Here is a 23,839-nt window from a genome sequence, read left to right on the forward strand (position 1 = left end):
GCGGGGAGCGTTCCGGGCAGAAACACGGAACTTTCGTGGCCCACCAACGGCCCCCCCCCCCCCCCCCCCCCCCCCCCCCCCCCCGTCCCGCCCCCCCCCCCCCCCCCCCCCCCCCCCCCCCCCCCCCCCCCCTGGGCCCACCCCGCGTCCGCGAGCCGCCGGCCCAGGGCGCGCAGCGCGTCGGCGTCGAGGACCCGGTCGCCGAAGCCGGGCAGCGGCACGTGCAGCGGGCCCGTCCACCGCTCCGGGACCGCCGCCTGCCCGTACACCGCGCCGGCCAGGGTCCCGGTCACGGCGGCGACGGTGTCGGTGTCCCCGCCCAGGTCCACGGCGGCCCGTACGGCCTCGGCGAACCCGCAGGCCGTACGCAGGGCCCACACCGCCGAGCCCAGGCAGGGCCACACCGCCCCGTTGAACTCGGTGGCCAGGCCGGGGTGCCAGTCGGGGGCGAGCACGCGGGCGTACCGGTCGCGGTGGTCCGGGTGCACCGCCTCCAGTGCCTCCGGGAGCGCGGCCAGCGGATCGCCGCCGTCCAGGGCCACCCGTACGAGCTCGTGCAGGAGGGCGGTGCCCTCCCAGGCGGCCCGGTCCCCGTGGGTGAGGGCCGCGATCCGCCGGGCCGCGTCCATGGAGGCCTCGCGCCCGGCGGAGGCGAAGTACACCGCCGAGCCGGCGGCCCGCATCAGGGAACCGTTGCCCGCCGCCCGCGCGTTCACCTGGAAGTGACGGGCGGCGGCCAGGTCCCAGGGCAGGCCGTTGGTGAGCACGTCCTCGGTCTGGAGCCCGATGTCCTTGGGCTGCCCGGCCGCCCAGCGCTGGAACCGCGCGAAGACGTCCGGGAGTTCGAGACCGCCGCGCTCCAGCAGGGACTCGGCCACCAGGACCGCCATCTGGGTGTCGTCCGTCGCCTCGCCCGGATCCCAGCCGCCGCCCCCGCGCATCTCCTCGCCCCGCGCGCTCAGCTGCCCCGCGGGCCCGAACTCGTACGGAGCCCCCAGCGCGTCCCCCGCGGCCGAGCCCAGTACGGCTCCCACGGCCCGGTCCACGCGGGTGGTGGTCACCGGGTCCCCGCCCCTTCGGGGCACACGGCCGCCAGCAGGCCGCTCGCGAAGCCGTCGAGGTCGTCGAGCCCGGCCGCGGCCAGGGTCTCCGGGGCGCCCGCCAGCAGGTGCGGGATCGCCCCGTGCAGCGCGAGGGTCAGGGCGCGGGTCTGCCGCGGCCCGGCGGGGAGGCCGGCTCCGGCCAGCAGGGCCCGGTGCGCGGCGAAGTCGCCGGAGGCGATCGGGTCCAGCAGCCCGGCCAGCCAGGGCCGCCGGGTTGCTTCGGTCTGGAGCTCCAGGTAGGCGAGCACGCGCGGCCGTCCCGGCCCGGCCACGTTCCGCAGCAGTCCGGCCAGCAGCGCGGCCAGGCCCGCCCGGTCCGAGGGTCCCGGACCTGCTCCCGCCAGGGTGGCGGCCACGGCCCGGTACTGCTCCAGGCAGCGTTCGGCCACGGCCCGCAGCAGCGCGTCACGGCTCGGGAAGTAGTTCTTGGCAGTGCCCAGCGGCACTTCGGCGGCGGCGTCGACGGCCCGGTGGGTGAGCCCGCGCCCGCCCGCCTCGGCCAGCACCGCGACGGCCGCGTCGCGCAGCCGGTCCCTCCGGTCCTGATTCACCTTGCCAGGATAACCACAACCGTGGTACCACGGATGGGGTACCATGGTTGTGGTGGTGTGGTTCTGTTCGTCCGACGGATCGAGGGGCACGTCATGGCAAACGACCGGCACGGCGGGAACGGCAGGAACGGCGAGCACGACGGCAAGGCCGGGAGCGGCACCCCCGGCACGGCAGTCGTCGTCGGCGCGGGCGTCGGCGGGCTCGCCACCGCCATCGGCCTCCGCCGCGCCGGCTGGTCCGTACGCGTCCTGGAGGGCCGCACCGCCCTGGAGCGCTACGGCACCGCCTTCGGCATCCACCCCACCGCCCAGTCCGCCCTGGACCGGCTCGGCCTCGGCGAAGCCCTCCGCGCGCGGGCCCTCCCGTACCGCCGGGCCCACATCCGGCGGCCGGACGGCAGGGTGCTAGCCGCCCTCCCCCTCGAACGTGTCGAACGCAAGGCCGGCCGCCCCGAGCTGCTCGTCTCCCGGCCCCACCTGATCGACGCGCTGCTCGCCGAACTCGGCCGGATCGGCGGCGCGGACGTCGAGTACGGGCAGCGGCTCACCGACCCCCGCACCCTCGACGCCGACCTCGTCATCGGCGCCGACGGCATCAACAGCGCCGTCCGCACCGCCCACTTCGGCACCCGCAGCGCGGTGCGCGCCGTCGGCACCGTCGCCTGGATCGGCATCGCCGGCTTCGAGACCGGGGTCTACGGGGAGACCTGGGGCGACGGCCGCTTCTTCGGGATGACCCCCGTCGAGCCCGGCCGCACCAACTGGTACGCCACCGTCCCCGAGGCCACCACCGCCGACGGACTGCGGGCCGCCTTCGCGGGCTGGCACGACCCGGTCCCGCGCGTGCTCGCCGAGACCGACCCCGCGACCTGGATCCGGTACGAGATGCGCCACCTCCACCCGGCCCTGCCCTCCTTCGTCACCGCCGGCCGGATCGCCCTGGTCGGCGACGCCGCCCACGCCATGACCCCCAACCTCGGCCAGGGCGCCTGCACGGCCCTGCTCGACGCCGAGGCCCTCACCCGCGCCGTCGCCGCCCACGGCCGCACGGGTCTGCCCGCAGCACTGCGTGCCTACGACGCGGAGCGCCGCCGCAGCGCGCAGCGGGTGGCCCTCGGCTCCAGGACCCTGCACCGCTTCGTGACCACCCGCCGCCCGGCCCTGCGCGACGCCCTGATCGGCCTGCTCCCGGCGTAGGAGGGGGAACCCCCTCGGGCCCCGTTTGGGCGGGCCGGGCGCGGGCAGGCGCCAGCCCTCGGAGAGTGATGCGCCGAGTGGCGCAGAGGTGGTGGCGCGGATGCGGAACGTGGGTACGCTGCTGCTCATGACGGGTCACCCGCCGGGCCCCCTCTGGACGGGCCGGGCCACCAACCGTGTGCAGTGGCTGCTGGCCGCGGCCGGCGCGGCCTGCCTCGCGCTGGGGGTGGAGCTGGCCGTCGACAACTCCTGGACCGCCGGGTTCGTCCCGCTGCTGATGTCCGTGATCGGCTGCCTGGCGGTCGGGCTGCTCATCCTCTACGGCACCCTCGCCTTCGTGCACGTGGCGGTCACCGTCGATGCCGAGGCCCTGGAAGTGCGCTGCGGCCACATCGGACTGCCCCGTCGCAAGATCCGGCTCGCGGAGGTCGCCTCCGCCGAGTTCCGCCCCCGCATCACCCCCCAGCAGTGGGGCGGCTGGGGCTACCGCTGGCGCCCCGAGAAGGGCACCGCCGTCATCGTCCGGCGCGGCGAGGGCGTGGAGCTGCGGCTCGGCGACGGGAAGCTGTTCACGGTCACCGTCGACGACGCCGAGAACGCCGTCCGGGTCATCCGCACCCACCTGCGCGCCCTCGCGCGGTAGCGCGCGGCGGCTCCTTACCGGCCCTTGGGACGCGGGGACGTACACTCCGCCAGATGAGCAGCAGTGTCACCCGCGCCGCCGAGAGCGAGCCCTCGCAGCCAGCCGGACGAGCAGCGGCGGTCGCCCCGTCCGAAGCCGCCGCCTCCCCGCGTCAGGGGGAGCACAAGGCCGCCTGGCTGATGCGTTCCGCCCTGGCCGGAGCCGCCGGTGTGCTGCTCTACCTCAGCTTCCCGCCCCGCCCGACGTGGTGGCTGGCCCCCTTCGCCCTCGCCCTGCTCGCCGGCTGCCTGCGCGGCCGCCGGGCCCGGGCCGGCTTCGGCCTCGGGTTCCTCTTCGGGCTCGGCTTCCTGCTGCCGCTCCTCGTGTGGACCAGCGAGGGCGTGGGCCCGGTCCCCTGGATCGCCCTCGTCACCCTCGAAGCCCTCCTCATCGGCCTGACCTGCCTCGGCGTCGCCCTCGTCAGCCGGCTGCCCGGATGGCCCCTGTGGGCCGCCGCCGTCTGGATCGCGGGCGAGGCCCTGCGGGCCCGGGCCCCCTTCGGGGGCTTCTCCTGGGGCAAGCTCGCCTTCGGGCAGGCCGACGGCGTCCTCACCCCGCTCGCCGCCGTCGGCGGCACCCCGCTGCTCTCCTTCGCCGTCGCCCTGTGCGGCTTCGGCCTGTACGAGGTCCTGCGCACCGCCCGCCGAGACCCCCGGCGCGGCGCCGCGGCCCTCGCCGCGCTCGCCGTCGCCGCCCCGGTCGGCGCCGGCCTCGCCGCCCGCCCGCTGGTCTCCGGCGCCGCCGAGGACGGCACGGCCGTGGCCGCCGTCATCCAGGGCAACGTGCCGCGCGCCGGGTTCGACTTCAACGCCCAGCGCCGCCAGGTCCTCGACAACCACGCGAACCGCACGATCCAGCTCGCCGAGGACGTCAAGGCCGGCCGCGTCCCGAAGCCGGACTTCGTCCTGTGGCCGGAGAACTCCTCCGACATCGACCCGTACACCCAGCCCGACGCCCACGCCGTCATCGACAACGCGGTCAAGGCCGTCGGCGTACCCGTCGCGATCGGCTCCGTACTGGCCCCCGAGACCGGGCCGCTGCGCAACACGATGATCCTGTGGGACCCGGTCAAGGGCCCCACCGACACCTACGACAAGCGCAAGATCCAGCCCTTCGGCGAGCGCATCCCGATGCGCTCCTTCGTCCGCCTCTTCAGCTCCGACGTGGACCGGGTCCGCCGCGACTTCGGCCCCGGCAAGGAGCCCGGCGTCTTCGACCTGGAGGGCACCGGCGTCGGCATGGTCACCTGCTACGAGGCCGCCTTCGACGACGCCGTCCGCTCCACCGTGCGGGCCGGCGCCCAGGTCATCGCGGTGCCCAGCAACAACGCCACCTTCGGCCGGACCCAGATGACCTACCAGCAGCTGGCCATGGACCGGATCCGAGCCGTCGAGCACAGCCGTACCGTCCTCGTTCCCGTCACCAGCGGGGTCAGCGCCGTCATCCAGCCCGACGGGAAGGTCACGCAGCAGACGGAGATGTTCACCGCCGACGCCCTCGTCGCCGAGATCCCGCTGCGCTCCGGGCAGACCCCGGCCACCCGCCTGGGCCCGCTGCCCGAGTACGCGCTGCTCCTCGTCGCGGCCGGCGGGCTCGGGTGGGTGCTGACCCGCCGGGTTCGCGCCCGCCGGGCCGCATGACGACGGCGGCCGCGGCCGGGCCCCGTAGGGTCGGGGCATGACCACACCCGAGTACATCCGTGAGATCAGGGCGAGCGGCGCCGGCCACCGGCTGCTCCTGCTGCCCGGCGTCACCGCCGTCGTCGTCGACGACCGGGGCCGGGTGCTGCTCGGGCGCCGGGCCGACACCGGGAAGTGGTCCGTCGTCGGCGGGATCGCCGAGCCGGGCGAACAGCCCGCCGAGACGGCGGTGCGCGAGGTGTACGAGGAGACGGCCGTGCGGTGCGTCCCCGAGCGGGTGGTCCTCGTGCAGATGCTCGAACCGATCACCTACCCGAACGGCGACGTCTGCCAGTTCCAGGACATCACCTTCCGCTGCCGGGCCACCGGCGGCGAGCCCCGCTCCGCCGACGGTGAGCTGCTGGAGGCGGCCTGGTTCGCACCGGACGCCCTGCCGCCGCTGGAGCACTTCGCCCTGGACCGCATCCGGCGCTCCCTGACGGAGGAGCCTGCCTGGTTCGAGGCCCCGCCGGGCCTAGGGGGGGTGTCCGGCGGATCAGGGCCGGACAGCCCCTAGTCCGCCGCCCGGCGGTAGAGCTCAAGCGCCCCGGTGCCCATGACCGCGCTGTAGGAGACCTCCGGGACCGTGCCGCCGCCCTCGTGGCCGCCCAGCACCCCGGCCAGCGCGCCGCCCGCCAGCCAGGGGCTGCCGCTGGTGCCGCCGCCGAGGCCGGGGCAGTCGATCCGGCGCTGCGTGGCGGAGAACAGGCTCGTCCCGTTCGAGCAGCGCAGCGGGGCCTCCTCGGTGCCGGGGTAGCCGACGACCGTCACCGTCACGTCCCCCGGCTGCCCGGCGGCGGCGACCGGGAAGCCGCCGACCACGTCCTCCACGTTCCCCGTCTCCGCGCCGTCCGCCGGGGCGACCGTCGCGAAGGCGATGTCCGCGTCCGGGTCCTCCCCCCGGGTCCAGGCCGGGGCCGTGAACACCCCGGTCACCCGCCACAGTCCGTACGGGGCCTCGCCGTCCCGGTATCCCGGGGCGAAGACCGTGGTGTCCGGGTGGCCCAGGCAGTGCGCGGCGGTGGCGATCACGTCGCGGCCGGCGCTGCGCACCACGGAGGCGGTGCAGAAGTGCCCGCCGTCCGTGCCGCCCGCGAACAGCGCCCCCACCCGGGCCGCCGTGGCGTCGGCGTCGGCCCCCACGGTCACGCCGAGCGGGGGCAGAGCCTCGGCCTCCGGGAGGTCCAGGCTCAGCAGGGCGGCCATCGAGGTCAGCGCGAGCAGGATCCGTGCCGCCCGCCGGGCGCGGGGACGGCCGGCCGGCCGGGGAAGGGTGCGAGGGATCATGCGTCCGAGCCTCCCCGGCGAAACTGTGCCCGGAGCCCGGTGTTCCGTATGAATCCGCTGTGAATGTGTCGGAAGCCCCGAAGACGCGCCGGTCCCCGGCGGGCGGCTTCGGCGGAACGTCCCAGTCTATGGACGCCGCGGCGGACTTCCGGCCCGGCTGTTGTGCACCGCGGTGCGTGATCGCCGGGCCCGCCCGCCCCTAGCCTCGCCGCAGGAGCACGAACGAGGGGCGGTACCGAGTGAACTGGCTCATCCACGACTACCGCGAGAGCGATCTCGCGGCGGTGGTCCATCTCATAGACACCACGGCCGAACTGGGCCAGGAGTCCGTCTTCTCGCTCGCCGAGTGCATCAGCGCGCTGACCGACCGGCAGCCCTGCGTCGTCGCCGTCCACCAGGGCGTCCCGATCGGCGCGGCCCTCGCCTGCGTCACCGGCGAGCGGGCCTGGGTGATGCGGATCGCGATCGCCTCCGGCTGGCGCGGCCGGGGCCTGGCCAGCGCCCTCCTCGTCGAGCTGGAGCGGCGCCTGATCGCCGCCCGCGTCGGCCGGATCGCCTACGTCCTGCCCGAGGAGGACCTGCTCGGCGAGGGCCTGCTCAACGCCGGCTACACCCGGCAGCCCGCCGTCGCCTACTTCGAGAAGACCGAGCCCCTGCACGGGCCGGCGGCAGGCCTCCTCGACGACCTCGGCGGCCGCTTCCTGCCCAACGACCTGTGGGCCAAGGTCGCCGGCATGGAGAAGGAGAAGGAGCTCATCGAACGGCGCGTGGTCCTCCCGCTCGCCGAACCGGAGCGGGCCGCCGCACACGGGGTGCGGCCGCCGCGCGCGATCACCCTCTTCGGGCCGCCCGGTACCGGCAAGACCACCTTCGCCCGCGCCATCGCCTCCCGGCTGGGCTGGCCGTTCGTGGAGCTGCTGCCGTCCCGCCTCGCCGACGAGGGCAACCTCGCCGCCGCGCTGCGCGTCGCCTTCGCCCGGATCGCCGAGCTGGAGCGGGTCCTCGTCTTCATCGACGAGGTCGAGGAGATCGCACCCGTCCGCACCGAGCCGGCGCAGCCGGGCGGCATCCACGGCGTGACGAACGAGCTGCTCAAGCTGATCCCCGGCTTCCGGGAGGGCGACGAGCGGCTGCTGGTCTGCGCGACCAACTCCATCCGCTCCCTGGACCCGGCCTTCCTGCGGCCCGGCCGCTTCGACTACCTGATCCCCATCGGCACCCCCGACGCCGGAGCGCGCGCCGCGATCTGGTCGCGCTACACGGCCGGGCGGACCGGCGTGGACGTGGCGGCACTGGTGGCGGCGACCGAGCTGTTCACCCCGGCCGACATCGAGCACGCCGCGCGGACCGCCGCGCAGGCGTCCTTCGAACGGGACCTGGAGGCGGTGGGCGCGCGCGGCGCGGCGGCCGCGCAGCTCGGCGCCACCACGGAGGACTACCTGGCGGCCGTCGCGCAGTGCAGGCCGACGGTCACCCCCGCGATGACCGGGGAGTTCCAGGCCGACATCACCGCCCACGCGCGCTTCTAGACCCTGGACCTAGTCCACGAGACCTCCGGACGGAACAACCCGTCCGGACCGGGAGCCGTCCGGCGCCGTCCCGCCGGCCGCTCCCCACGGGCACCGTCCCCCGGTTGCGGCGGGGGACGGGAACGCGAAACGGCCCGCGGCCGCTCCCCAAAGCGGCCGCGGGCCTCCCGCGCGGACTCGGCATCCGTGCGGGACGGCCGCGTTCCGTTGGGGTGTCGCATGCCGGAACGCGGCACGCAGGGGTGCCTGAGGACGTCCTGCACGCCCTCGTCTACGTCTGCGAGTCAACCAGCGAGGCCGCCGCCCGGGCCTCGGCCGGACGGCCACACCCACCCCGGCCGGAAGTACGGCTCCTGGCCCCTGCCCCCGGGCACGACGGTGGGCTACGGTCGGGCCATGGGCTTCGCCGTCTTCATGACCCTGCCGGGACTCGCGCTGCTGCTCACCGCGATGGCCTTCCTGGACCTCGCGCTCGTGCGCGCCGGCCGCGCCGGGCTGCTGCCCTGGCGGTGGAACGGCCGCCAGGGGCAGATCTCCTCCACCGGCTTCGAGCAGCTGCACGCCAGCTTCTCGCCGGGCAAGCAGCACGAGCTGAAGGAACGCCGGAGCGCCCTCGTCATGCGCGACGACGAGGAGGACGGCGCCCCGCCGCACTCCCGCGTCGACCTCGACGGCGGACGCGCCGTGATCAGGCTCCCCGCTACCGGGGGCACCGGTAGGTGAACTCGGCCGCCGCGGTCCGCTCGACGGGCGAGATCAGCTGGAGCTCGGCCCGCGCCGGGTAGCTGCCCGTGCCCTGGAAGGTCCACAGCAGGTGCAGCACGGCCTCCTTCCGCCCGGCGGGCAACCGCTCCGTGAGCTCCTCCGACCGGGTGCCGTCGCTGCGGACCCAGCGGTAGGTGAGGGTCCCCGGGCGCCCGTCGGTGCGTACGACGGCCACCACATCGGCAGCCGCGCCGCACCCGGGACCCCGCGGGTCGGTGGACACCGCCACCTCCCGCACCTCGACGGCCGGGCCGAACCGCTGCCAGGCCAGGTAGCCGAGCACGGCGGCCAGCACCACGGCCGCCAGGGTGTACCGCCGCCAGCCCCCGCCGCGCCGCGCGGGCGGCCGCGGCCCGGGCGGCGGCCCGGGCACCACGGGGAACGGCGGGGCCATGGCCGCCGTCACCCCCGGCCCGAACCGCAGCACGGAACCCTCGACCCGGTCGGGCGCCGCGTCCGCCGGGGGCGGCGGGCCGCTGAACCAGTGGCTGCCGAGCACGGTGGCGCTGTACTCGTCGTCGGCGGGGTCCTGCGGGACGCGGGGATCGCTCATCGCGGGACCTCCTGGTCCTGGCAGCGGTACAGCAGGGCGGAGGCGGCGGCCGGGCCGTTCGCGGCGGCCGGCCGGGTGGTGACCCGCACCCCGCCGTAGCAGCCGTGGCCGCGGCTGAAGTCGTGGGCCTGGATCACGGGGGCCACGGAGCCGGCCTGGACGACGACGGTGTCGGTGCCGTCGGGCACGGAGTAGGCCCCCTGCGAGCTGCCGAGGAACCACTCCAGTACGACGGTGACCGGACCGCTGCCCTGGGCCGCCAACGAGACGGTCGCCTCGCCCCGGTAGACCCCGGGCCTGAGCGAGACGCCGAGCTTGGTCACCCGGAGCGTGGGGGAGGGCGCCGGGGTCGGCGAGTGGCTCACCGTCGGCTTCGGCGTCGGGCTCGGCGACGGGCTCCGGCTCGCCGAGTGCGAGGGCGTCGGCATCGGCGTGGGCGTCGGGGACGCCGAGGCGCTCGGCGACGCGGACACGGAAGGGCTCGCGGACGCCGAGGGCGGGGCGGACGGCCCGGGCGCGGGCGTCGCGGGTCCCGGCGTGGCCGGGCCCGTCGTGGCGAAGTCGCTGAGCGCCGAGGCCCCCGGCGGGGTGCCGGCGCCCGCGTCCGTCGTGAGCACCAGCACCGCTCCCAGTACCAGCGCCAGCCCCGTCGCCAGCCAGCCGCCGCGCCCCGGTGCCCAGCCCGAGCCGCCGCCGATCGAGGTGGTGGCCACCGCGGTGGTGCCCGCCGCCGCGCCGGCCGCCGAGGGGAACAGCAGCGGCAGCAGGGCCGCCAGCGCGGCGAGCTTGCGCTGCCCGCGCTCCTCCCACTGGGGCCCGTACGCGGCCACCGCCACCGCTTCCAGCTCGGCCACGAACGCCTCGGCGTTCTCCGGGCGCTGCTCCGGCCGCTTGGCCAGACCCCGACGGATGAGCGGGCGCACCGGCTCGGGGGCCTCGGTCTCCGGGACCGGGGCCTCGATGTGCTGGACGGCGAGCTCGGCGAAGCTCGCCCCGTCGTACGGTTTGCGGCCGGTCAGGAACTCGAAGAAGGTCGCGGTCGCCGCGTACACGTCGGCCGTCGGCGAGGCCGGCTGCCCCTGCCACTGCTCGGGCGCCATGTAGGCGGGGGTGCCCGCCACGCCGGGGGTGGTGCCGCGGCCCGCCGCGATCCCGAAGTCCACCAGCTTGGAGGAGCCGTCGGGTGCGACCAGTACGTTCTCCGGCTTGTAGTCCCGGTGCACGACACCCGCCCGGTGGGCGGCGGCCAGCCCGAGCAGGGAGCCCTTCAGCACCACCAGCGCGGCCTCGGCGTCCGCCCGCCCCGACTCCCGCAGCACGGCGCGCAGGGAGATCCCGTCGACCAGCTCCATCACGATCGCCGCGCCGGCCGGCGCCTCCACGTACTCGTACAGGCCCACCACGTACGGCGACACCAGCCCGCCCAGCAGCCGCGCCTCGGCGCGGAACTCCCGGACGAAGGCGGGGTCCTCGCGCATCCGGTCGCTGAGGTACTTCACCGCGACCGCCGTGCCCGTGGCGTCGTGGAGCGCGAGCACGACCCGGCCGCTGCCGCCCGAGCCGAGCTCACGTACCTCGGTGTAACCGGGTACCGTCCAGCCGTTGCCCATCATGCGCCCCCGTCCGCGGCGTCACCGGCCGGCCGCCCGCCGGCCTGTTTTTCATCCGGAGGACGGCTTTTCCGCCACGGCCGGTTCCCAACCCCGCCGCACGTCTCGGATCGTGGTCAGGCCGCCGCCGACACGGCCCCGATCATCGCGTGCAGCCGGTCGGCCGCCGCCCGCCCGAAGGACGGGTCGTTGATGTGGGTGTCGTAGTCGTAGAGCCGGGCCGCACTGCCCCGCAGCCCCTCGCGCAGCGCCGAGAACAGCGCCAGGTCCGCACGCGGATCGTGGTACGGGCCGTCCGGCGCGCCGAGCGTGGACAGTCCGCGCAGCGGGACGCACACCGCCGTCGGCCCGGTCGCCGCGCGCAGCTTCGCGGCGACCCGCCGCCCCAGCTCCGCGCACTCCGACTCGGTCGTACGGATCACCGTGATCGAGGGGTTGTGGACGCGGACCCGGCGGTAGCGGGCCCGTTCGGGCAGGGTCTCCAGCGGCCCGAACTTCACCATGTCCAGCGCCCCCAGGCTCACCACCTGGGGGATCCCGGCCCGCCCGGCCGCACTGAGCCGGTCGGGGCCGGCGGTCAGGATGCCCCCGCACAGGTCGTCGGCGAGCTCGCTCAGGGTCAGGTCCAGCACTCCCGCGAAGACGCCCTGCCCGGCCAGCTTCTCCAGGGTGCGGCCGCCCGCGCCGCTGACGTGGAAGACCAGGACCTCGTACCCCAGCTCCTCCAGCCGCTCCCGGGCCGCGTCCACGCCGATCGTGGTCACCCCGGCCATGCTCGCCGCCACCAGCGGCCGCGAGCCCGAGCCCAGGCGGGCCGGCCGGCTGCGGTCCAGCGCGGCGCGCGCGAACCCCTTCGCCATCCCGGCGACGGCCTCCGCGGCATTGGCCAGCACCGGGGCCGAGACGCTGTTGATCCCGGCGATGTCCACCACGCTGTACATCATGGTGATGTCCGCCGAGCCCACGTACGGGGACACGTCCCCGGACGCCATCGACGAGACCATCACCTTCGGCACGCCCAGGGGCAGCGCCCGCATCGCCCGGGTGGCGATGGAGGTGCCGCCGCTGCCCCCGATCGCGAGCACGCCGTGCAGCCGGCCCTCGGCGTGCAGGCGTAACAGGGTCGCCTCGGCGCCCCGGGCCATCGTGGTCACGGCCGCGCCCCGGTCGGCGGCCGCGCGCAGTTCCGACAGTTCCGTGCCCGCCGCCCGCGCCACCGCTTCGCGCGGCACGTCGGCGGGCACCCGGGGTTCTCCCATGATCCCCGTGTCCACCAGCACCACTTCGACGCCGGCGCGCAGCAGCCTCTCGCGCAGCCAGCCGTACTCGACACCCTTGGTGTCCAGGGTTCCCACCAGCACGACGTTCGTCATATGTGCAATGTCCACGCAGGTAGGGTTTGTTGGCAAGTAAAGGTCAGGTCAATCCGCCAATAGCACCAGCAATCGCTCCAGGAACGGAATTTGACCGACAATCAGCTTGTTCCGTGCGATCGGGGGAGCGAACCAGGCCACCCGGTCCAGTTCGGGGAACTCCCGCTCGATGCCCGAGTGCGGGGGCCACTCCATCGTGAAGGTGCCCGGCACCGTCAGCGCCGGGTCGAGGTCCGCCTCCACCGCCCAGATGGTCACGAGCTTCCCGCTGCTCAGCCGCACCTCGCCCAGCGGCAGGTAGTCGCCCTCCGGCGGGGGCACCCCCAGCTCCTCCGCGAACTCCCGGCGGGCCGCGTCCCGGGGCGTCTCGTCCGGCCCGTACTCGCCCTTCGGGATCGCCCAGCCCCCGGCGTCCCGCCCGGCCCACAGGGGACCGCCCATGTGGCCGAGCAGCACCTCCACCCCGTGCTGCGCGGTCCGGCGGAACAACAGCAGGCCGGCGCTCCGCCTGTACCTCTTCGCATCCGTCACGGGGGCCATACATGCCCCGCCGGAGCCCCGCTCAGTGATCGGCCGTCCGTAACCGGCCACCGGAAGCGGGCCGTCAGTGCGCGTGCGGCCCCTCGCGGTGCACCGGCCCGTGGGCGTCCGCACAGTGCGGGTCCGCGCCCTGGGGGTCCTCGCCCGGCCGGCCCACCGACAGCAGGGCGTCCTGGACGTGGTCCACCTGGAGGGTGGTGTGCGTGATCCCGTACTCCTTCGCCAGCAGCAGCTCCAGCTCCCGGCGCACCGCGTGGCAGTCGCCCGCCGGCTCCACCAGCACGTGCGCGGACAGGGCCGCCTGCCCGGAGGTGATCGTCCAGATGTGCAGGTCGTGCACCTCGGTGACGGGCACGTGGGCCACCAGCCGGTCGCCGACCGCGTCCGGGTCCACGTGCGCCGGCGCGGCCTCCAGGAAGATCCGCCCCGACTCCCGGACCAGCCCGTAGCCCGCCTTGACCATCAGCACCACCACCACGAGCGTGGCGATCGCGTCGGCCTGCACGAAACCGGTCGTGAGCACGATCAGACCGGACACCGCCGTCCCGATGAAGGCGAACAGGTCGTTCAGGATGTGCTGGTAGGCGCCCTCCACGGCGAGCGAGGACCGGTTCGCCCGCGAGATGCACCAGGCCGCGCCGACGTTCACCACGATCCCGGCCAGCGCCGTCACCAGCACCAGCCCGCCCTCCACCGGCGGCGGGTCCAGCAGCCGCCGCACCGCCTCGTACGCCAGCCAGACCGCCAGCAGCAGCAGGGTCAGCCCGTTGGCCTGCGCGGAGAGTATCTCCGCCCGCTTGAGGCCGTACGTGAACCCGCCCCGCGCCGGGCGCGCCGCCAGCCGCATCGCGATCAGCGCGAGGACGATCGAGACGGCGTCCGTCAGCATGTGCGCGGCGTCGGAGATCAGGGCCAGCGAGTGGGCCATCACGCCGATGACCACCTCGACGGCCATGAAGCCGCCGATCAGGGCGAGCGCGATCGCCAGCCAGCGGCGGTCGGCGTCCGGGTCCACGCCGTGGCTGTGCCCGCCGTGACCGTGGCCGTGCCCGTCGTGCCCGTGCCCGGCGTGGTCCGCCCCGGTGTGCTCGTACGCGTGGTCGTGGTCGTGCCGGCTCATGGCTTCCCCCGTTTGTTCGGTTCCGACGCGTGAAGTGAAGCGCACCGCGACGAGATCGGCAAAGGCTGCAACGGGGACCGTTGTCATTCCCCATAAGAACCCTCTGACCTGCGGCGATGGTCCTTCTGCCGGTTGCGGCCGTTCATGGGAAAATCTGTCCATGGTCCAGCGGCCCGGTGCGGCGACCGCGCCCGAACTCGTCCTGGAAACCGCCATGGGCTCCACCGAGATGAGCCCGGGCCGGAGCTACCGCGTCGGCCGCGACCCCCTCTGCGAGATCTGCCTCGACGACGACCGCGTCTCCTGGCACCACGCCGTCCTGCGCCCCGAAGGCGACCACTGGACCCTGGAGGACGAGGACAGCACCAACGGCACCTGGGCCGACGGCCACCGCGTCCGCGAATGGGCCGTCGGCCCCGGCAGCGAACTGAGATTCGGCAGCGCCCAGGACGGCCCGCGCGCCCTCCTCAGCAGCCGTACGCCGCCCCGCGCCGCCGCCTCCCGCCCCTCCCGGGTCGCCGACCCGGCCATGACCGGAACCTTCCGCAGCCCCACCAGCATCCGGCCGCTGCCCGCCCGCACCGCCCTCCGCATCGGCCGCGGCCCGGGCAACGACCTCGTCATCGACGACCTGGTGGTCTCCCGCAGACACGCCGAACTGCGCGCCCTCGCCGACGGCACCCACGAGATCGCCGACCTCGGCAGCCACAACGGCACCTACCTCAACGGCGCCCCCGTCGGACGGGCCCCCGTCACCGAGGGCGACATCGTCGGCATCGGCCACTCGGCCTTCTGCCTCGTCGGCGACCAGCTCCAGGAGTACACCGACACCGGCGAGGTCTCCCTCGACGTCCAGGACCTCGCCGTGGCCGTCGACCACGGCCGCAAGACCCTCCTCGACCACGTCTCCTTCCCCGTCGGAGGCAAATGCCTGCTCGCCGTCGTCGGCCCCAGCGGCGCCGGGAAGTCCACCCTCCTCGGCGCCCTCACCGGACTGCGCCCCGCCGACCACGGCACCGTCCTCTACGACGGCCGGGACCTCTACCGCGACTACGCCGAACTGCGCTCCCGCATCGGGCTCGTCCCCCAGGACGACATCCTGCACGCCCAGCTCACCGTCCGCCGAGCCCTCGCCTACGCCGCCGAACTGCGCTTCCCGCAGGACACCGGCAAGGCCGAACGGCTCGCCCGGGTCGACGAGGTCATCGGCGAACTCGGCCTCGGGCAGCGCGCCGACCAGCCCATCCACAGCCTCTCCGGCGGCCAGCGCAAACGCGTCTCCGTGGCCCTGGAGCTGCTGACGAAGCCCTCCCTGCTCTTCCTCGACGAGCCCACCTCCGGCCTCGACCCCGGCATGGACCGCTCGGTCATGCACATGTTGCGCGGCCTCGCCGACGACGGCCGCACCGTCATCGTCGTCACCCACAGCGTCCTCAGCCTCGACGTCTGCGACCGGCTCCTGGTCCTCGCCCCCGGCGGCCGCGTCGCCTGGTACGGGCCGCCCGGGGAGACCCTCGGCTTCTTCGGCTTCGACCAGTGGCCCGAAGCCTTCGAGGCCTTCGAGAACCAGCAGGACCGCGACTGGGCGGGCCAGTACGAGGCCTCGCCGCAGCACCGTACGTACGTGGCGGGCGCCGGCCGCCGCCCCCGCGCCCGGGACGCCGCACCGCCCGGCCCGGCCGGCTTCGCCGACCCGCCGCCCCAGGCGCAGAGCCGGCGCTCCCAGCTCTCCACGCTGGTCCGCCGCTACGCCACCGCCCTCGGCGCCGACCGCACCTTCCTCGTCATCATGGTCGCGCTGCCCTTCGTGATGGGCGCCATGGCCCGCGCCCTGGCCGGCAGCGCCCTCACCCAGGAGACCGCGGTCAACGCCCTGCTCATCCTGTGCGTCGGCGGCGTACTGACCGGAGCCGCCAACGCGGTCCGCGAACTCGTCAAGGAACGGGTCATCTACCAGCGCGAACGCGCCGTCGGACTGTCGCGGGGTGCCTACCTGATGTCCAAGGTGGTGGTCCTGGGCGCGATCACCGTGGCCCAGGCCGTCGTACTGACCCTCGTCGGCCTGTTCGGGGTGCGGCTCGGACCGCCCGGTGCCACCGGGGTCTTCCTGCCCCGGCTCGCCGAGATCACCCTGGCCGTCGCCCTGCTGTCCTTCACCGCCATGATGCTCGGCCTGCTGGTCTCCGCGCTGGTCAGGAAGGAGGAGGTCACCATGCCCCTGCTGGTCCTCCTCGCCATCGTGCAGGTGGTCTTCTGCGGGGCGCTGCTCCAGCTCGACGGGGTACCGGTGATCGGACAGCTGGCCTGGCTGGTGCCCTCCCGCTGGGCGCTCGGCGCCATGGCGGGCACCGTCGACCTCGGCCGGATCGTGCCCGGCACCCTCGCCGACGACCCCCTCTTCGCCCACTCCGCCGGGGTCTGGCTGCTGGACGTCGGCATGCTGGCCGCCCTGTCCGTGCTCTTCGGAGTGCTGGTCGCCCGGCTGCTGCGGCGCCACGAGCCCGCCGTGATGCGGAAGTAGGCCCGGCCATGACCGACTCCCCGGAGCCCGGCGCCGGCTTCCGCCCCACCCACGTGGTCCCGCAGGACGGGCTGCCCGCCTGGGAGGCCCCCGACGTCTCCCGGCCCACCGCCGCCCTCGACCCCTTCCTCCCCGTCCGGCTGCTGTCCCGGCGCGGCGAATGGGGGGAGATCCTGTGCGCCAACGGCTGGTCCGCCTGGGTCGACGGACGGCTGCTCGTCGCGGTGCCCCAGCCGCCGCCGACCGCGGGCCGGCCCCTCGAACGGACCGAGGACCCCGAACCGCTCCTCACCCGGACGGCCGACGCCCTCGACCGCTACCGGCGGGCCCTGCGGGAGACCGTCCCCGGAGCCGCCGGCGACGGCTTCCGGCAGGCCGTAGGGGGCCTGCGCGCCGGGATCGTGATCGACGGCGAGTCCGTATGGCTGTACGAGGAGGCGGCGGGACGGTGGGTGTACACCGACGGGAGCCGTCTGACCACCTACGCGGTCGTCTCGGAACCGGGAGCTCCGCCCGCGCCGGAGCCGGAGCCGGGGGAGCCGGACACCGACGCGGCGGCCGTCGTACCGGAAGCACCGCACGAGCCCACGCGCGTCGCGGACCGCCCCGACGGGGGAGGGCGCTGATGGCGGACGCCGGACGACCCGTCGGGCGGGCCTCGGAACTGACCGGTACGCGGTTCGCCGGCTACCTCGTCGAGGACGAGATCGGGCGCGGCGGGATGGCCGTCGTCTACCGCGCCCGGGACCTGCGCCTGGACCGCACCGTCGCGCTGAAGCTGCTGGCCCCCCAACTCGCCCGCAACGACACCTTCCGGCAGCGCTTCACCCACGAGTCGAAGGTCGCGGCCGCCATCGACCACCCGCACATCGTGCCCGTCTTCGAGGCCGGCGAGACGGACGGCATCCTCTACATCGCCATGCGCTACGTCGCCGGCCAGGACCTGCGGGCCCTGCTCGACCGCACGGGCCCGCTGCCCGTGGAGACGGCCGCCCGGATCGCCGGCCAGGTCGCCTCGGCACTCGACGCCGCCCACGCCCACGACCTGGTCCACCGGGACGTGAAGCCCGGCAACATCCTCGTCGCCGAGGGCACCGACAGCGAGCACCCCGAGCACGTCTACCTGACGGACTTCGGCCTGACGAAGAAGTCCCTCTCGCTCACCGGGTTCACCAGCGTCGGACAGTTCGTCGGGACCCTGGACTACGTCGCGCCCGAGCAGATCGCCGGGAAACCGGCCGACGGGCGCTGCGACGTCTACAGCCTCGGCTGCGTGGTCCACGAGATGCTCACCGGCGGCCCGCCGTTCCGCCGCGAGGACGACATGGCCCTGCTCTGGGCCCACCAGCACGACCCCCCGCCCCCGCCGAGCGAACGCCGCCCGGAGCTCCCGGCCGCGGTGGACGACGCGCTGGCCAAGGCCCTCGCGAAGCAGCCCGAGGAGCGGTGGGGCACCTGCCTGGAGTTCACCGGCGCGCTGCGCCGGGCGGGCGCCGGAGCGCCGGAGCCGGGCCCGTCGGAGCACGGCCCGCCGCCTCCGCCGCCGCGGTGGGCGCTGCCGGTGTTCAGGGGGCGTTAGGGCGCCCGGCCGGGGTGGCGCAGGGGGCGGGCCAGAAGGGCGCCGAGGAAGCCGGCCACCGCGCCCCACAGGAGCGCGAGGCCGGTCGTGCGCCAGAGGTACGGGGTGAGCTCGACCCGGCCGCCGAGGCCGGAGACGTCCCCGAGCCCCAGCAGCGACAGCCCGAACCGGGCCTGGACCCCGGCCAGCAGGCACACCGTCAGGGTGGCCAGGCCCAGCGCCACCGCCAGGTGCACCGCGTGCTGCCAGGGCCGGACCCGCGCGGGCGAGCGCGCGGCGGCCAGCACGCCCGTGCCGAGCAGCGCGACGGCGGCCACCACGACCAGCCACCAGGCCCGGGAGTCGCGCTGCGCGAGCGAGGCCACGTCGACCGTGGACGGCACGGGGCCGCGCAGCACCTGGTCCAGCAGCGGCGGCACCGGCAGGCCGAACGGCCCCTCGGCCACGCCCCGCCAGGCGCCGCCGAAGCCCGTGGTCAGGGCGAGCCAGGCCAGGTTCGGCAGTCCGAGCAGCAGCACCGCCAGGGTGCGGGCCGCGTGCCCCTGGGTGGCCGCCGCCACCAGGCCGACGCCGATGCCGAGGGCCACGTACGCCAGGAGCAGCACGGCCGTCGCGTGGGCGGCCGGCCGCACCGCCGTGTGGAAGCGGAGCAGCCCGGGCGGGAGCGGGGTGCGGCGCGAGACCAGCAGGGCGATCAGCAACAGGCCCAGGAACCACAGCAGTCCGCCCAGCAGGGTGGGCCCGAGCGCGGCCCGGAAGCCCACGGTCGGGGCGGAGTCGAGCAGTTCGCCGATCTCCCCGAGCGGGGAGTCGCCGGTGGACAGGCCGAAGGTCCGGCGGGCCAGGAGCGCGAACAGGGTGAGCAGCGCCAGCCACAGCACCGCCGACCGGCCCGCCCGGGCGAGCAGTTCGCGGGTCCCGGCCACCGCCCGGTGGCGCAGCGGGCGCAGGAAGAGGCACCCGGTGGTGAGCGCCCCGGCCACGCTCACCGAGAGCGGGAGTACGGACAGGCTCGCGTCGGCGCCCGCCAGGAACCCCGCGTCACCGGAGACCTCGACCGAACCCCCGGCCGCCATCACGACGACCGCGGCGACCACCCGGGGGAACGCCCCGCCGGGCAGATCGCCGGCGCCGGCGCAGGCCAGCGCGGCGGCGGCCACCGCGGTCATCACCGCGAAGCCCGCCGCGACGGCGACGAGGGCGTCCCGCCAAGCCCTGGCGGAGGTACCCGCGGAGCTGCTCGCGGAAGCACTCGCGGAGGTACGGCTCACCTTGCCACGGTGGCATCCCCGGCTTGCGGGCACCACCTGGACGGCGCACACAATGGTCGGCAAGAGTGCCGGAAATCCCCGGTGTTCCTGGGATTCATGCCATTTCCCCGGATTCCTCCGCCTGGGAAGAGGAGCCCGTGACCACGCAACCCTCCGGTGAGCGGCCGCCCCAGCCGTCACAGCCGTCGTCCGGGCGGCCGACCGGTCCGCCGTCCGGTCCGCTCTCGGGCGGCGGCGGGGAACCCCCGCAACCGCCCGAGAGCGGACCCGGCGCCGGGGGGCCGCCCCGGGGGCCCTGGTGGCGGTCGGTGCCCGGGCTGGCGACGCTGGCCGTGGCGCTCGCCGCGGTGGTCACCCTGGTGGTGGTGCTGACCAGGCCCGGCGGTGGCGGAACCCCGCAGCGGGCCGCGGCCGAGGTGTTCCTCCAGCCTGCCGCGGAGGCCGGGCGGGACCCCTTCACCGAGTCCACCGCGGCGAAGCAGGCCACCCCGCCGCCCGAAAGCCCGCCGCAGGGCACCGCCACGCCCACCGCGGCCGCGGGCACCCGCAGCGTCAGCGGCTCCTCGCCCGGGCTCTACGGCGGCACGAAGGACGTCGCCAGCTGCGACGTGGAGAGGCAGATCACCGCCCTGACCTCGCAGCCCGCCAGGAACGCCGCCTTCGCCTCGGCCCTCGGCATCCGGCCGGCGGCCGTCCCGGGCCACCTGCGCTCGCTCACCCCGGTGCAGCTGCGGATCGACACACGGGTCACCAACCACGGCTACCGCGACGGCCGGGCCACCCCCTACCAGGCCGTGCTCCAGGCCGGGACGGCCGTTCTGGTGGACGACCGGGGGATACCGAGGGTGCGCTGCGCCTGCGGGAACCCGCTGGGCCCGCCGGTGCCGCTGAAGGCCGATCCGAAGCGGTTCGGCCGGCCCTGGTCCTCGTACCGCCCGGCACAGGTGGTGGTCGTCGCGCCGTCGGTGACGGTCGTGCGGAAGTTCGTCATCTACGACCACCACGACCGCCGCTGGCTGGAACGCGACCGCGGCGCCGCTCCCCGGCCCGACAGGCCCGTCAGGCCGCCGGTCGGCCCGCCCGTCGTCTCCCCGCCCGTCGTGTCCCCGCCGGTGGTCTCGCCCCCGGTCGTCTCCCCGCCGACGGTCTCCCCGCCGGAGGTCCTTCCTCCGCCGCTCGTCGTCACCCCGTCGGAGCTGCCCCAGCACCCGACCCCGCCCCCGACCCCGCTCCAGCACCCGACCCCGACCCAGCACCCGACCCCTGCCTCGCGGCCCCCGGCCCCGACCGACGGCCCGACCGGTGCGGGGACCCCGACGGACACCGGCCCTCCCACGGAGAAGGGCACGCCCCAGGCCACGCGGTCCGTACGCCCGCCGGCCCTGACCGGCGACCGGACGACCGCCCCGCCGACCGTGTCCAGCCCGCCGCCGGCCACGCCCCCGGCGGACCACCGGACCGGCCCGGAGCACATGCCGAGCCAGGGGGAACAGTGAGACCCTGGCTGCATGGACCAGCGGGGACGGACCCCGGAGGTCGACTGGCCCGCGCGGCCCGACCTGAGCCTCGCGCTCAACCGGATGGGCACCTTCGACTGGGACCTCGACAGCGGGCGCATGTACCTGGACACCACCGCTCTCGAGGTCCTGGACCTGCGCCCGGAGCAGTTCGACGGGACCCCCGCCGGACTGCGCCGCCGCGTCGTGCCCGGCGACGCGGAACGGCTGGACGCCCGGGTGGAGCGGGCGCTGAAGGACGGCCGCAGCCACTACGGGGCGTACTTCCGCACCCTGCGCGAGGACGGGACGCCGGGCTGGACCCACCTCCAGGGGCACGTCCTGCGGGACCCGCACGGTCGCGCGCACCGGGTCATCGGGATCCTCCGCGACGCCGACCAGGACCCCGGGGAACCCGGGGCCGCGGGGGAGCGGGACGAAGGACGGCGCAGGATGACCGGGGTCGTCGAGAGGACCACCGCGATCCTCGCGCACGCCCGCACCGTGAACGACGTGACCGACGTCCTCAAGGACCCCGAGGCCCTCGGCCACCTCGGCGCCGTCAGCGTCATGCTCGGCATCGTCGACGGCGGCCGGATCCACCTGGTCGCGGAGGGACAGCTCGGCTCGTACGTGCCCGAGATCGAGTACACCCGCATCGACGCGGAATTCCCGATGAGCGAGGCCGTACGGACCACGCAGCCGGTCTTCCTCGCGTCGCGCGAGGAGTTCCAGCGGCGCTACCCGCTGCTGTGGCCGTACATCGAGCCGCTGGCCGTGCGCAGCGGGGTCTACCTGCCGCTGATCGCGCAGGGCCGGCCCGTCGGCGCGCTCGGACTGCTGTACACCCGTGACGGCGACTTCGACGCGGAGGAGCGCAACCTGCTGGTGGCGCTGGGCAGCGGGATCGCGCAGGGACTCCAGCGGGCCATGCTGTTCGAGCAGGAGCACGACCTCGCCGAGGGCCTCCAGCGGGCCATGCTGCCCCGGGTGATCCCGCGGGTGCCGGGCGCGCTGATCGCCGTACGGTACCGGGCCGCCCGGGTCGGGCGGGACATCGGCGGCGACTGGTACGACGTGGTCCCCCTCGGCGAAGGCAGGGTCGGGGTGACGATCGGCGACGTCGAGGGCCACGACACGGACGCGGCGGCCGTGATGGGACAGCTGCGGATCGTGCTCCGCGCCTACGTCCTGGAGGGCCACACCCCCGGCACGGCGCTGGCGCGGGCCTCCGCCTTCCTCCGCGACCTGGCGACGGAGCGCTTCGCCACCTGCACCTACGCCGAACTGGACCTGAACACCGGGATGCTGCACCTCGTGCGGGCCGGCCACCTCGACCCGGTCGTGCGGCGCGGGGACGGCAGCTGCCACCGGATCCAGGTGGCGGGCGGGCTCCCCCTCGGCCTGCCCCCGCGCGAGCAGCCGGGCAGCGGCTCCGGCTACCCGGTCACCACGCTCGAACTGCACCCCGGGGACACCCTGCTGCTGTGCACCGACGGCCTCGTCGAACGGCCCGGCGGCGACTCCGAGACCGGGATGCGGGAGTTCATGGAGGCCGCCGAACACGGCCCGGCCGACGTCGAGGAACTCGCCGACGTGCTGTGCGACCTCGTCGGGGACGCGGGCGGCGGGGACGACATGGCCCTGCTCCTGCTGCGCCGGCGCGGCACCCCCGCCCCGCGCGGCGGCGGGCCGCTGCGCCAGCGCCTGGTACCGGGCGACGTGGACGGACCGGCGATGGCCCGGCACCTGATCCGGGCGGCGGTGGCCGCCTGGGGCGCCCGGGACCGGGCCGACGAGATCGAGCTGGCGGCGGACGAGCTGATGACCAACGCCCTCGTCCACACCGACGGCGGCGGCCAGGTCGCGCTGAGGCTGACCGCCGCGGGCCGGATCCGGATCGAGGTCGAGGACCGCAGCAGTGCCCTGCCCCGCCGCCGGGAGGCCGACGACTGGGCGGTGTCGGGCCGCGGCCTGCTGCTGGTCGAACGGCTCGCGGACGCCTGGGGCGTGGAGCCCCGGGGCGCCGGGAAGTGCGTGTGGTGCGAGTTCGCCGTACCCGTCCCCGCCGCCCCCCGGACGGGGGCGTAGCGGCTTCAGACGGCGGCGTACGGGCCCTGAGCGGCCTTCACGTTCTGCAGGGCCGTCAGCTTGCGGACGAACACCATGGCGAGGACGGCCGCGGCGACCGTCGTCAGGTCGGTGACGACACCGAGCACCGAGACCTCGCGCAGGCTCTCGGGGGTCTCGGCGCGGACGTACAGCGCGTTGAGGACCCGGTCGAGGACCAGCGACACGGCCCACACGATCCACCACGAGGTCACGGGCGCCGTGGACACGTGGCGGTACGAGCCGTCCGGCGCGAGCTGGACGCTCGCCTCCCAGGTCTGCTTCGCCACCCGGTACGGCAGGAAGAGGTTGCCGACGGGGACGAACCAGGAGCCGATGGCCCAGCCGCTCGCCAGGGTGAAGGCGTCGGGGCGGAAGACCTGGCCGTTGACGCGGACCCGGTGGAACCAGATGACGAAGACCACGGCCGTGACGAGCAGGGCCAGCCAGTGGAGGCCCGAGGCGAGTCCGGTCAGCACGTCGGACTGGTCGAGGGTGTCGTCCGGTACCGAGGAGGGGTCCGCGGCGACGTCCTCCATCAGCGACCACGTGTTCAGGTTGGCGGCGGCCGAGAAGAGGCTGACCACGGCCGCCCCGCAGAGCAGCACGGTCAGCGCGGTCGCGAGGCCCCGCGGGGAGCGCAGCCGCTGCACGGGCGGCGGCGGTGGGAACGGGAAGGCCTGGCCGGGGTAGGGGGTTCCGGGAAGCGGAGGGCCGGCCGGGTACGGGGTCGCCCCGTACGGCGGCTGCGAGCCGGGGGCCTGAGGTGGCGGCGGAGATCCGGGCGCGCTGAAGGACATGGTGAAGGACCCCCCACGGGACGTGCGAAAGTGCGGTGGTGAACGCGGCACCGGCCGGTCGAACGCCGGTCCGG

At 75.4% G+C, this 23,839-nt stretch carries 20 protein-coding genes and 1 pseudogene; 11 read left to right on the forward strand and 10 right to left on the reverse strand.

Going from position 1 to position 23,839, the window contains the following annotated elements:
• Positions 1–149: 149 nt before the first annotated feature.
• Together ACZ7IF_RS04630 and ACZ7IF_RS04635 are read right to left on the reverse strand one after the other, a co-directional pair.
• Positions 150–1,046, reverse strand: a pseudogene (locus tag ACZ7IF_RS04630) (ADP-ribosylglycohydrolase family protein); the annotation flags it as partial.
• 11 nt (positions 1,047–1,057) lie between these two features.
• Entirely contained in the window at positions 1,058–1,654 is a 597-nt protein-coding gene (locus ACZ7IF_RS04635; protein ID WP_470962937.1) for a TetR/AcrR family transcriptional regulator, read from the reverse strand.
• 93 nt (positions 1,655–1,747) lie between these two features.
• On the opposite strand from ACZ7IF_RS04635, the gene ACZ7IF_RS04640 reads away from it, so the two are divergent.
• From ACZ7IF_RS04640 to ACZ7IF_RS04655, 4 genes are all read left to right on the forward strand, one after another.
• Positions 1,748–2,851: an FAD-dependent oxidoreductase gene (locus ACZ7IF_RS04640; RefSeq protein ID WP_470962940.1), complete on the forward strand. Its 1,104-nt coding sequence runs from the start codon at positions 1,748–1,750 to the stop codon at positions 2,849–2,851.
• Positions 2,852–2,978: 127 nt separating this feature from the next.
• Positions 2,979–3,494 carry a hypothetical protein gene (locus ACZ7IF_RS04645; protein ID WP_470962943.1) on the forward strand — a complete coding sequence of 172 codons (516 nt, stop codon included), beginning with the start codon at positions 2,979–2,981 and terminating at the stop codon, positions 3,492–3,494.
• Positions 3,495–3,547: 53 nt separating this feature from the next.
• On the forward strand, positions 3,548–5,173 hold the full coding sequence (gene lnt / locus ACZ7IF_RS04650; protein ID WP_470962946.1) for an apolipoprotein N-acyltransferase: 1,626 nt from the start codon (positions 3,548–3,550) through the stop codon (positions 5,171–5,173).
• Positions 5,174–5,210: 37 nt separating this feature from the next.
• Positions 5,211–5,729, forward strand: coding sequence for an NUDIX hydrolase (locus ACZ7IF_RS04655; RefSeq protein ID WP_470962949.1), 519 nt, complete (start codon positions 5,211–5,213; stop codon positions 5,727–5,729).
• Here ACZ7IF_RS04655 and ACZ7IF_RS04660 read toward each other — a convergent pair.
• Positions 5,726–6,499, reverse strand: a complete 774-nt coding sequence (locus ACZ7IF_RS04660; RefSeq protein ID WP_470962951.1) for a trypsin-like serine peptidase — start codon at positions 6,497–6,499, stop codon at positions 5,726–5,728. The two genes, ACZ7IF_RS04655 and ACZ7IF_RS04660, sit on opposite strands and share 4 nt — an antisense overlap.
• Positions 6,500–6,738: 239 nt before the next feature.
• Between ACZ7IF_RS04660 and ACZ7IF_RS04665 the strand changes: the two genes are divergently transcribed.
• Both ACZ7IF_RS04665 and ACZ7IF_RS04670 read left to right on the forward strand, forming a co-directional pair.
• Entirely contained in the window at positions 6,739–8,028 is a 1,290-nt protein-coding gene (locus ACZ7IF_RS04665) for an ATP-binding protein (protein WP_470962954.1), read from the forward strand.
• Between the two features lie 396 nt (positions 8,029–8,424).
• Positions 8,425–8,751, forward strand: coding sequence for a DUF6191 domain-containing protein (locus ACZ7IF_RS04670; RefSeq protein ID WP_470962957.1), 327 nt, complete (start codon positions 8,425–8,427; stop codon positions 8,749–8,751).
• On the opposite strand, the gene ACZ7IF_RS04675 is transcribed toward ACZ7IF_RS04670, so the two are convergent.
• The 5 genes from ACZ7IF_RS04675 to ACZ7IF_RS04695 form a co-directional block, all read right to left on the reverse strand.
• A complete protein-coding gene (locus ACZ7IF_RS04675) occupies positions 8,729–9,346 on the reverse strand; it encodes a hypothetical protein (RefSeq protein WP_470962960.1) in 618 nt (205 codons plus the stop codon). The genes ACZ7IF_RS04670 and ACZ7IF_RS04675 overlap by 23 nt on opposite strands.
• On the reverse strand, positions 9,343–10,959 hold the full coding sequence (locus tag ACZ7IF_RS04680; RefSeq protein ID WP_470962963.1) for a serine/threonine-protein kinase: 1,617 nt from the start codon (positions 10,957–10,959) through the stop codon (positions 9,343–9,345). The genes ACZ7IF_RS04675 and ACZ7IF_RS04680 overlap by 4 nt, the downstream gene beginning before the upstream one ends.
• 113 nt (positions 10,960–11,072) lie before the next feature.
• Complete coding sequence (locus ACZ7IF_RS04685) at positions 11,073–12,329, reverse strand: Tm-1-like ATP-binding domain-containing protein (RefSeq protein ID WP_470962966.1); 1,257 nt, start codon at positions 12,327–12,329, stop codon at positions 11,073–11,075.
• 48 nt (positions 12,330–12,377) lie between these two features.
• Complete coding sequence (locus ACZ7IF_RS04690; RefSeq protein WP_470962969.1) at positions 12,378–12,860, reverse strand: NUDIX hydrolase; 483 nt, start codon at positions 12,858–12,860, stop codon at positions 12,378–12,380.
• A 73-nt stretch (positions 12,861–12,933) separates the two neighbouring features.
• The gene (locus tag ACZ7IF_RS04695) at positions 12,934–13,989 is read right to left on the reverse strand and encodes a cation diffusion facilitator family transporter (RefSeq protein ID WP_470962972.1); all 1,056 of its coding nucleotides are present in this window, start codon (positions 13,987–13,989) and stop codon (positions 12,934–12,936) included.
• Between the two features lie 160 nt (positions 13,990–14,149).
• Between ACZ7IF_RS04695 and ACZ7IF_RS04700 the strand changes: the two genes are divergently transcribed.
• From ACZ7IF_RS04700 to ACZ7IF_RS04710, 3 genes are read left to right on the forward strand one after another with little or no spacing between them, the layout of a single operon-like run.
• The gene (locus ACZ7IF_RS04700; protein ID WP_470962975.1) at positions 14,150–16,510 is read left to right on the forward strand and encodes an FHA domain-containing protein; all 2,361 of its coding nucleotides are present in this window, start codon (positions 14,150–14,152) and stop codon (positions 16,508–16,510) included.
• 8 nt (positions 16,511–16,518) lie between these two features.
• Positions 16,519–17,136 (forward strand): hypothetical protein, encoded by a 618-nt coding sequence (locus ACZ7IF_RS04705; RefSeq protein WP_470962978.1) that lies wholly within the window; start codon positions 16,519–16,521, stop codon positions 17,134–17,136.
• Positions 17,136–18,089: a serine/threonine-protein kinase gene (locus ACZ7IF_RS04710; RefSeq protein ID WP_470962981.1), complete on the forward strand. Its 954-nt coding sequence runs from the start codon at positions 17,136–17,138 to the stop codon at positions 18,087–18,089. The genes ACZ7IF_RS04705 and ACZ7IF_RS04710 overlap by 1 nt, the downstream gene beginning before the upstream one ends.
• Here ACZ7IF_RS04710 and ACZ7IF_RS04715 read toward each other — a convergent pair.
• The gene (locus tag ACZ7IF_RS04715; protein WP_470962984.1) at positions 18,086–19,360 is read right to left on the reverse strand and encodes a streptophobe family protein; all 1,275 of its coding nucleotides are present in this window, start codon (positions 19,358–19,360) and stop codon (positions 18,086–18,088) included. The two genes, ACZ7IF_RS04710 and ACZ7IF_RS04715, sit on opposite strands and share 4 nt — an antisense overlap.
• A 137-nt stretch (positions 19,361–19,497) precedes the next feature.
• Here ACZ7IF_RS04715 and ACZ7IF_RS04720 point away from each other — a divergent pair, with 137 nt between their 5' ends.
• Entirely contained in the window at positions 19,498–20,856 is a 1,359-nt protein-coding gene (locus ACZ7IF_RS04720; RefSeq protein WP_470962987.1) for a DUF6777 domain-containing protein, read from the forward strand.
• 12 nt (positions 20,857–20,868) lie between these two features.
• A complete protein-coding gene (locus tag ACZ7IF_RS04725; protein WP_470962990.1) occupies positions 20,869–22,947 on the forward strand; it encodes a SpoIIE family protein phosphatase in 2,079 nt (692 codons plus the stop codon).
• A 5-nt stretch (positions 22,948–22,952) separates the two neighbouring features.
• Here the strand turns inward: ACZ7IF_RS04725 and ACZ7IF_RS04730 are convergent, their stop codons facing one another.
• Positions 22,953–23,618: a DUF4328 domain-containing protein gene (locus tag ACZ7IF_RS04730; RefSeq protein ID WP_470962993.1), complete on the reverse strand. Its 666-nt coding sequence runs from the start codon at positions 23,616–23,618 to the stop codon at positions 22,953–22,955.
• Between the last annotated feature and the right edge of the window lie 221 nt (positions 23,619–23,839).

This window comes from Streptomyces sp. NPDC037421 (genome assembly GCF_055602105.1).

Coding starts and splice junctions, on each gene's coding strand:
- ACZ7IF_RS04640 (WP_470962940.1), top strand. CDS start 1,748: ATGGCAAACGACCGGCACGGCGGGAACGGCAGGAACGGCGAGCACGAC.
- ACZ7IF_RS04645 (WP_470962943.1), top strand. CDS start 2,979: ATGACGGGTCACCCGCCGGGCCCCCTCTGGACGGGCCGGGCCACCAAC.
- lnt (WP_470962946.1), top strand. CDS start 3,548: ATGAGCAGCAGTGTCACCCGCGCCGCCGAGAGCGAGCCCTCGCAGCCA.
- ACZ7IF_RS04655 (WP_470962949.1), top strand. CDS start 5,211: ATGACCACACCCGAGTACATCCGTGAGATCAGGGCGAGCGGCGCCGGC.
- ACZ7IF_RS04660 (WP_470962951.1), bottom strand. CDS start 6,499: ATGATCCCTCGCACCCTTCCCCGGCCGGCCGGCCGTCCCCGCGCCCGG.
- ACZ7IF_RS04670 (WP_470962957.1), top strand. CDS start 8,425: ATGGGCTTCGCCGTCTTCATGACCCTGCCGGGACTCGCGCTGCTGCTC.
- ACZ7IF_RS04675 (WP_470962960.1), bottom strand. CDS start 9,346: ATGAGCGATCCCCGCGTCCCGCAGGACCCCGCCGACGACGAGTACAGC.
- ACZ7IF_RS04680 (WP_470962963.1), bottom strand. CDS start 10,959: ATGATGGGCAACGGCTGGACGGTACCCGGTTACACCGAGGTACGTGAG.
- ACZ7IF_RS04685 (WP_470962966.1), bottom strand. CDS start 12,329: ATGACGAACGTCGTGCTGGTGGGAACCCTGGACACCAAGGGTGTCGAG.
- ACZ7IF_RS04695 (WP_470962972.1), bottom strand. CDS start 13,989: ATGAGCCGGCACGACCACGACCACGCGTACGAGCACACCGGGGCGGAC.
- ACZ7IF_RS04700 (WP_470962975.1), top strand. CDS start 14,150: ATGGTCCAGCGGCCCGGTGCGGCGACCGCGCCCGAACTCGTCCTGGAA.
- ACZ7IF_RS04705 (WP_470962978.1), top strand. CDS start 16,519: ATGACCGACTCCCCGGAGCCCGGCGCCGGCTTCCGCCCCACCCACGTG.
- ACZ7IF_RS04710 (WP_470962981.1), top strand. CDS start 17,136: ATGGCGGACGCCGGACGACCCGTCGGGCGGGCCTCGGAACTGACCGGT.
- ACZ7IF_RS04725 (WP_470962990.1), top strand. CDS start 20,869: ATGGACCAGCGGGGACGGACCCCGGAGGTCGACTGGCCCGCGCGGCCC.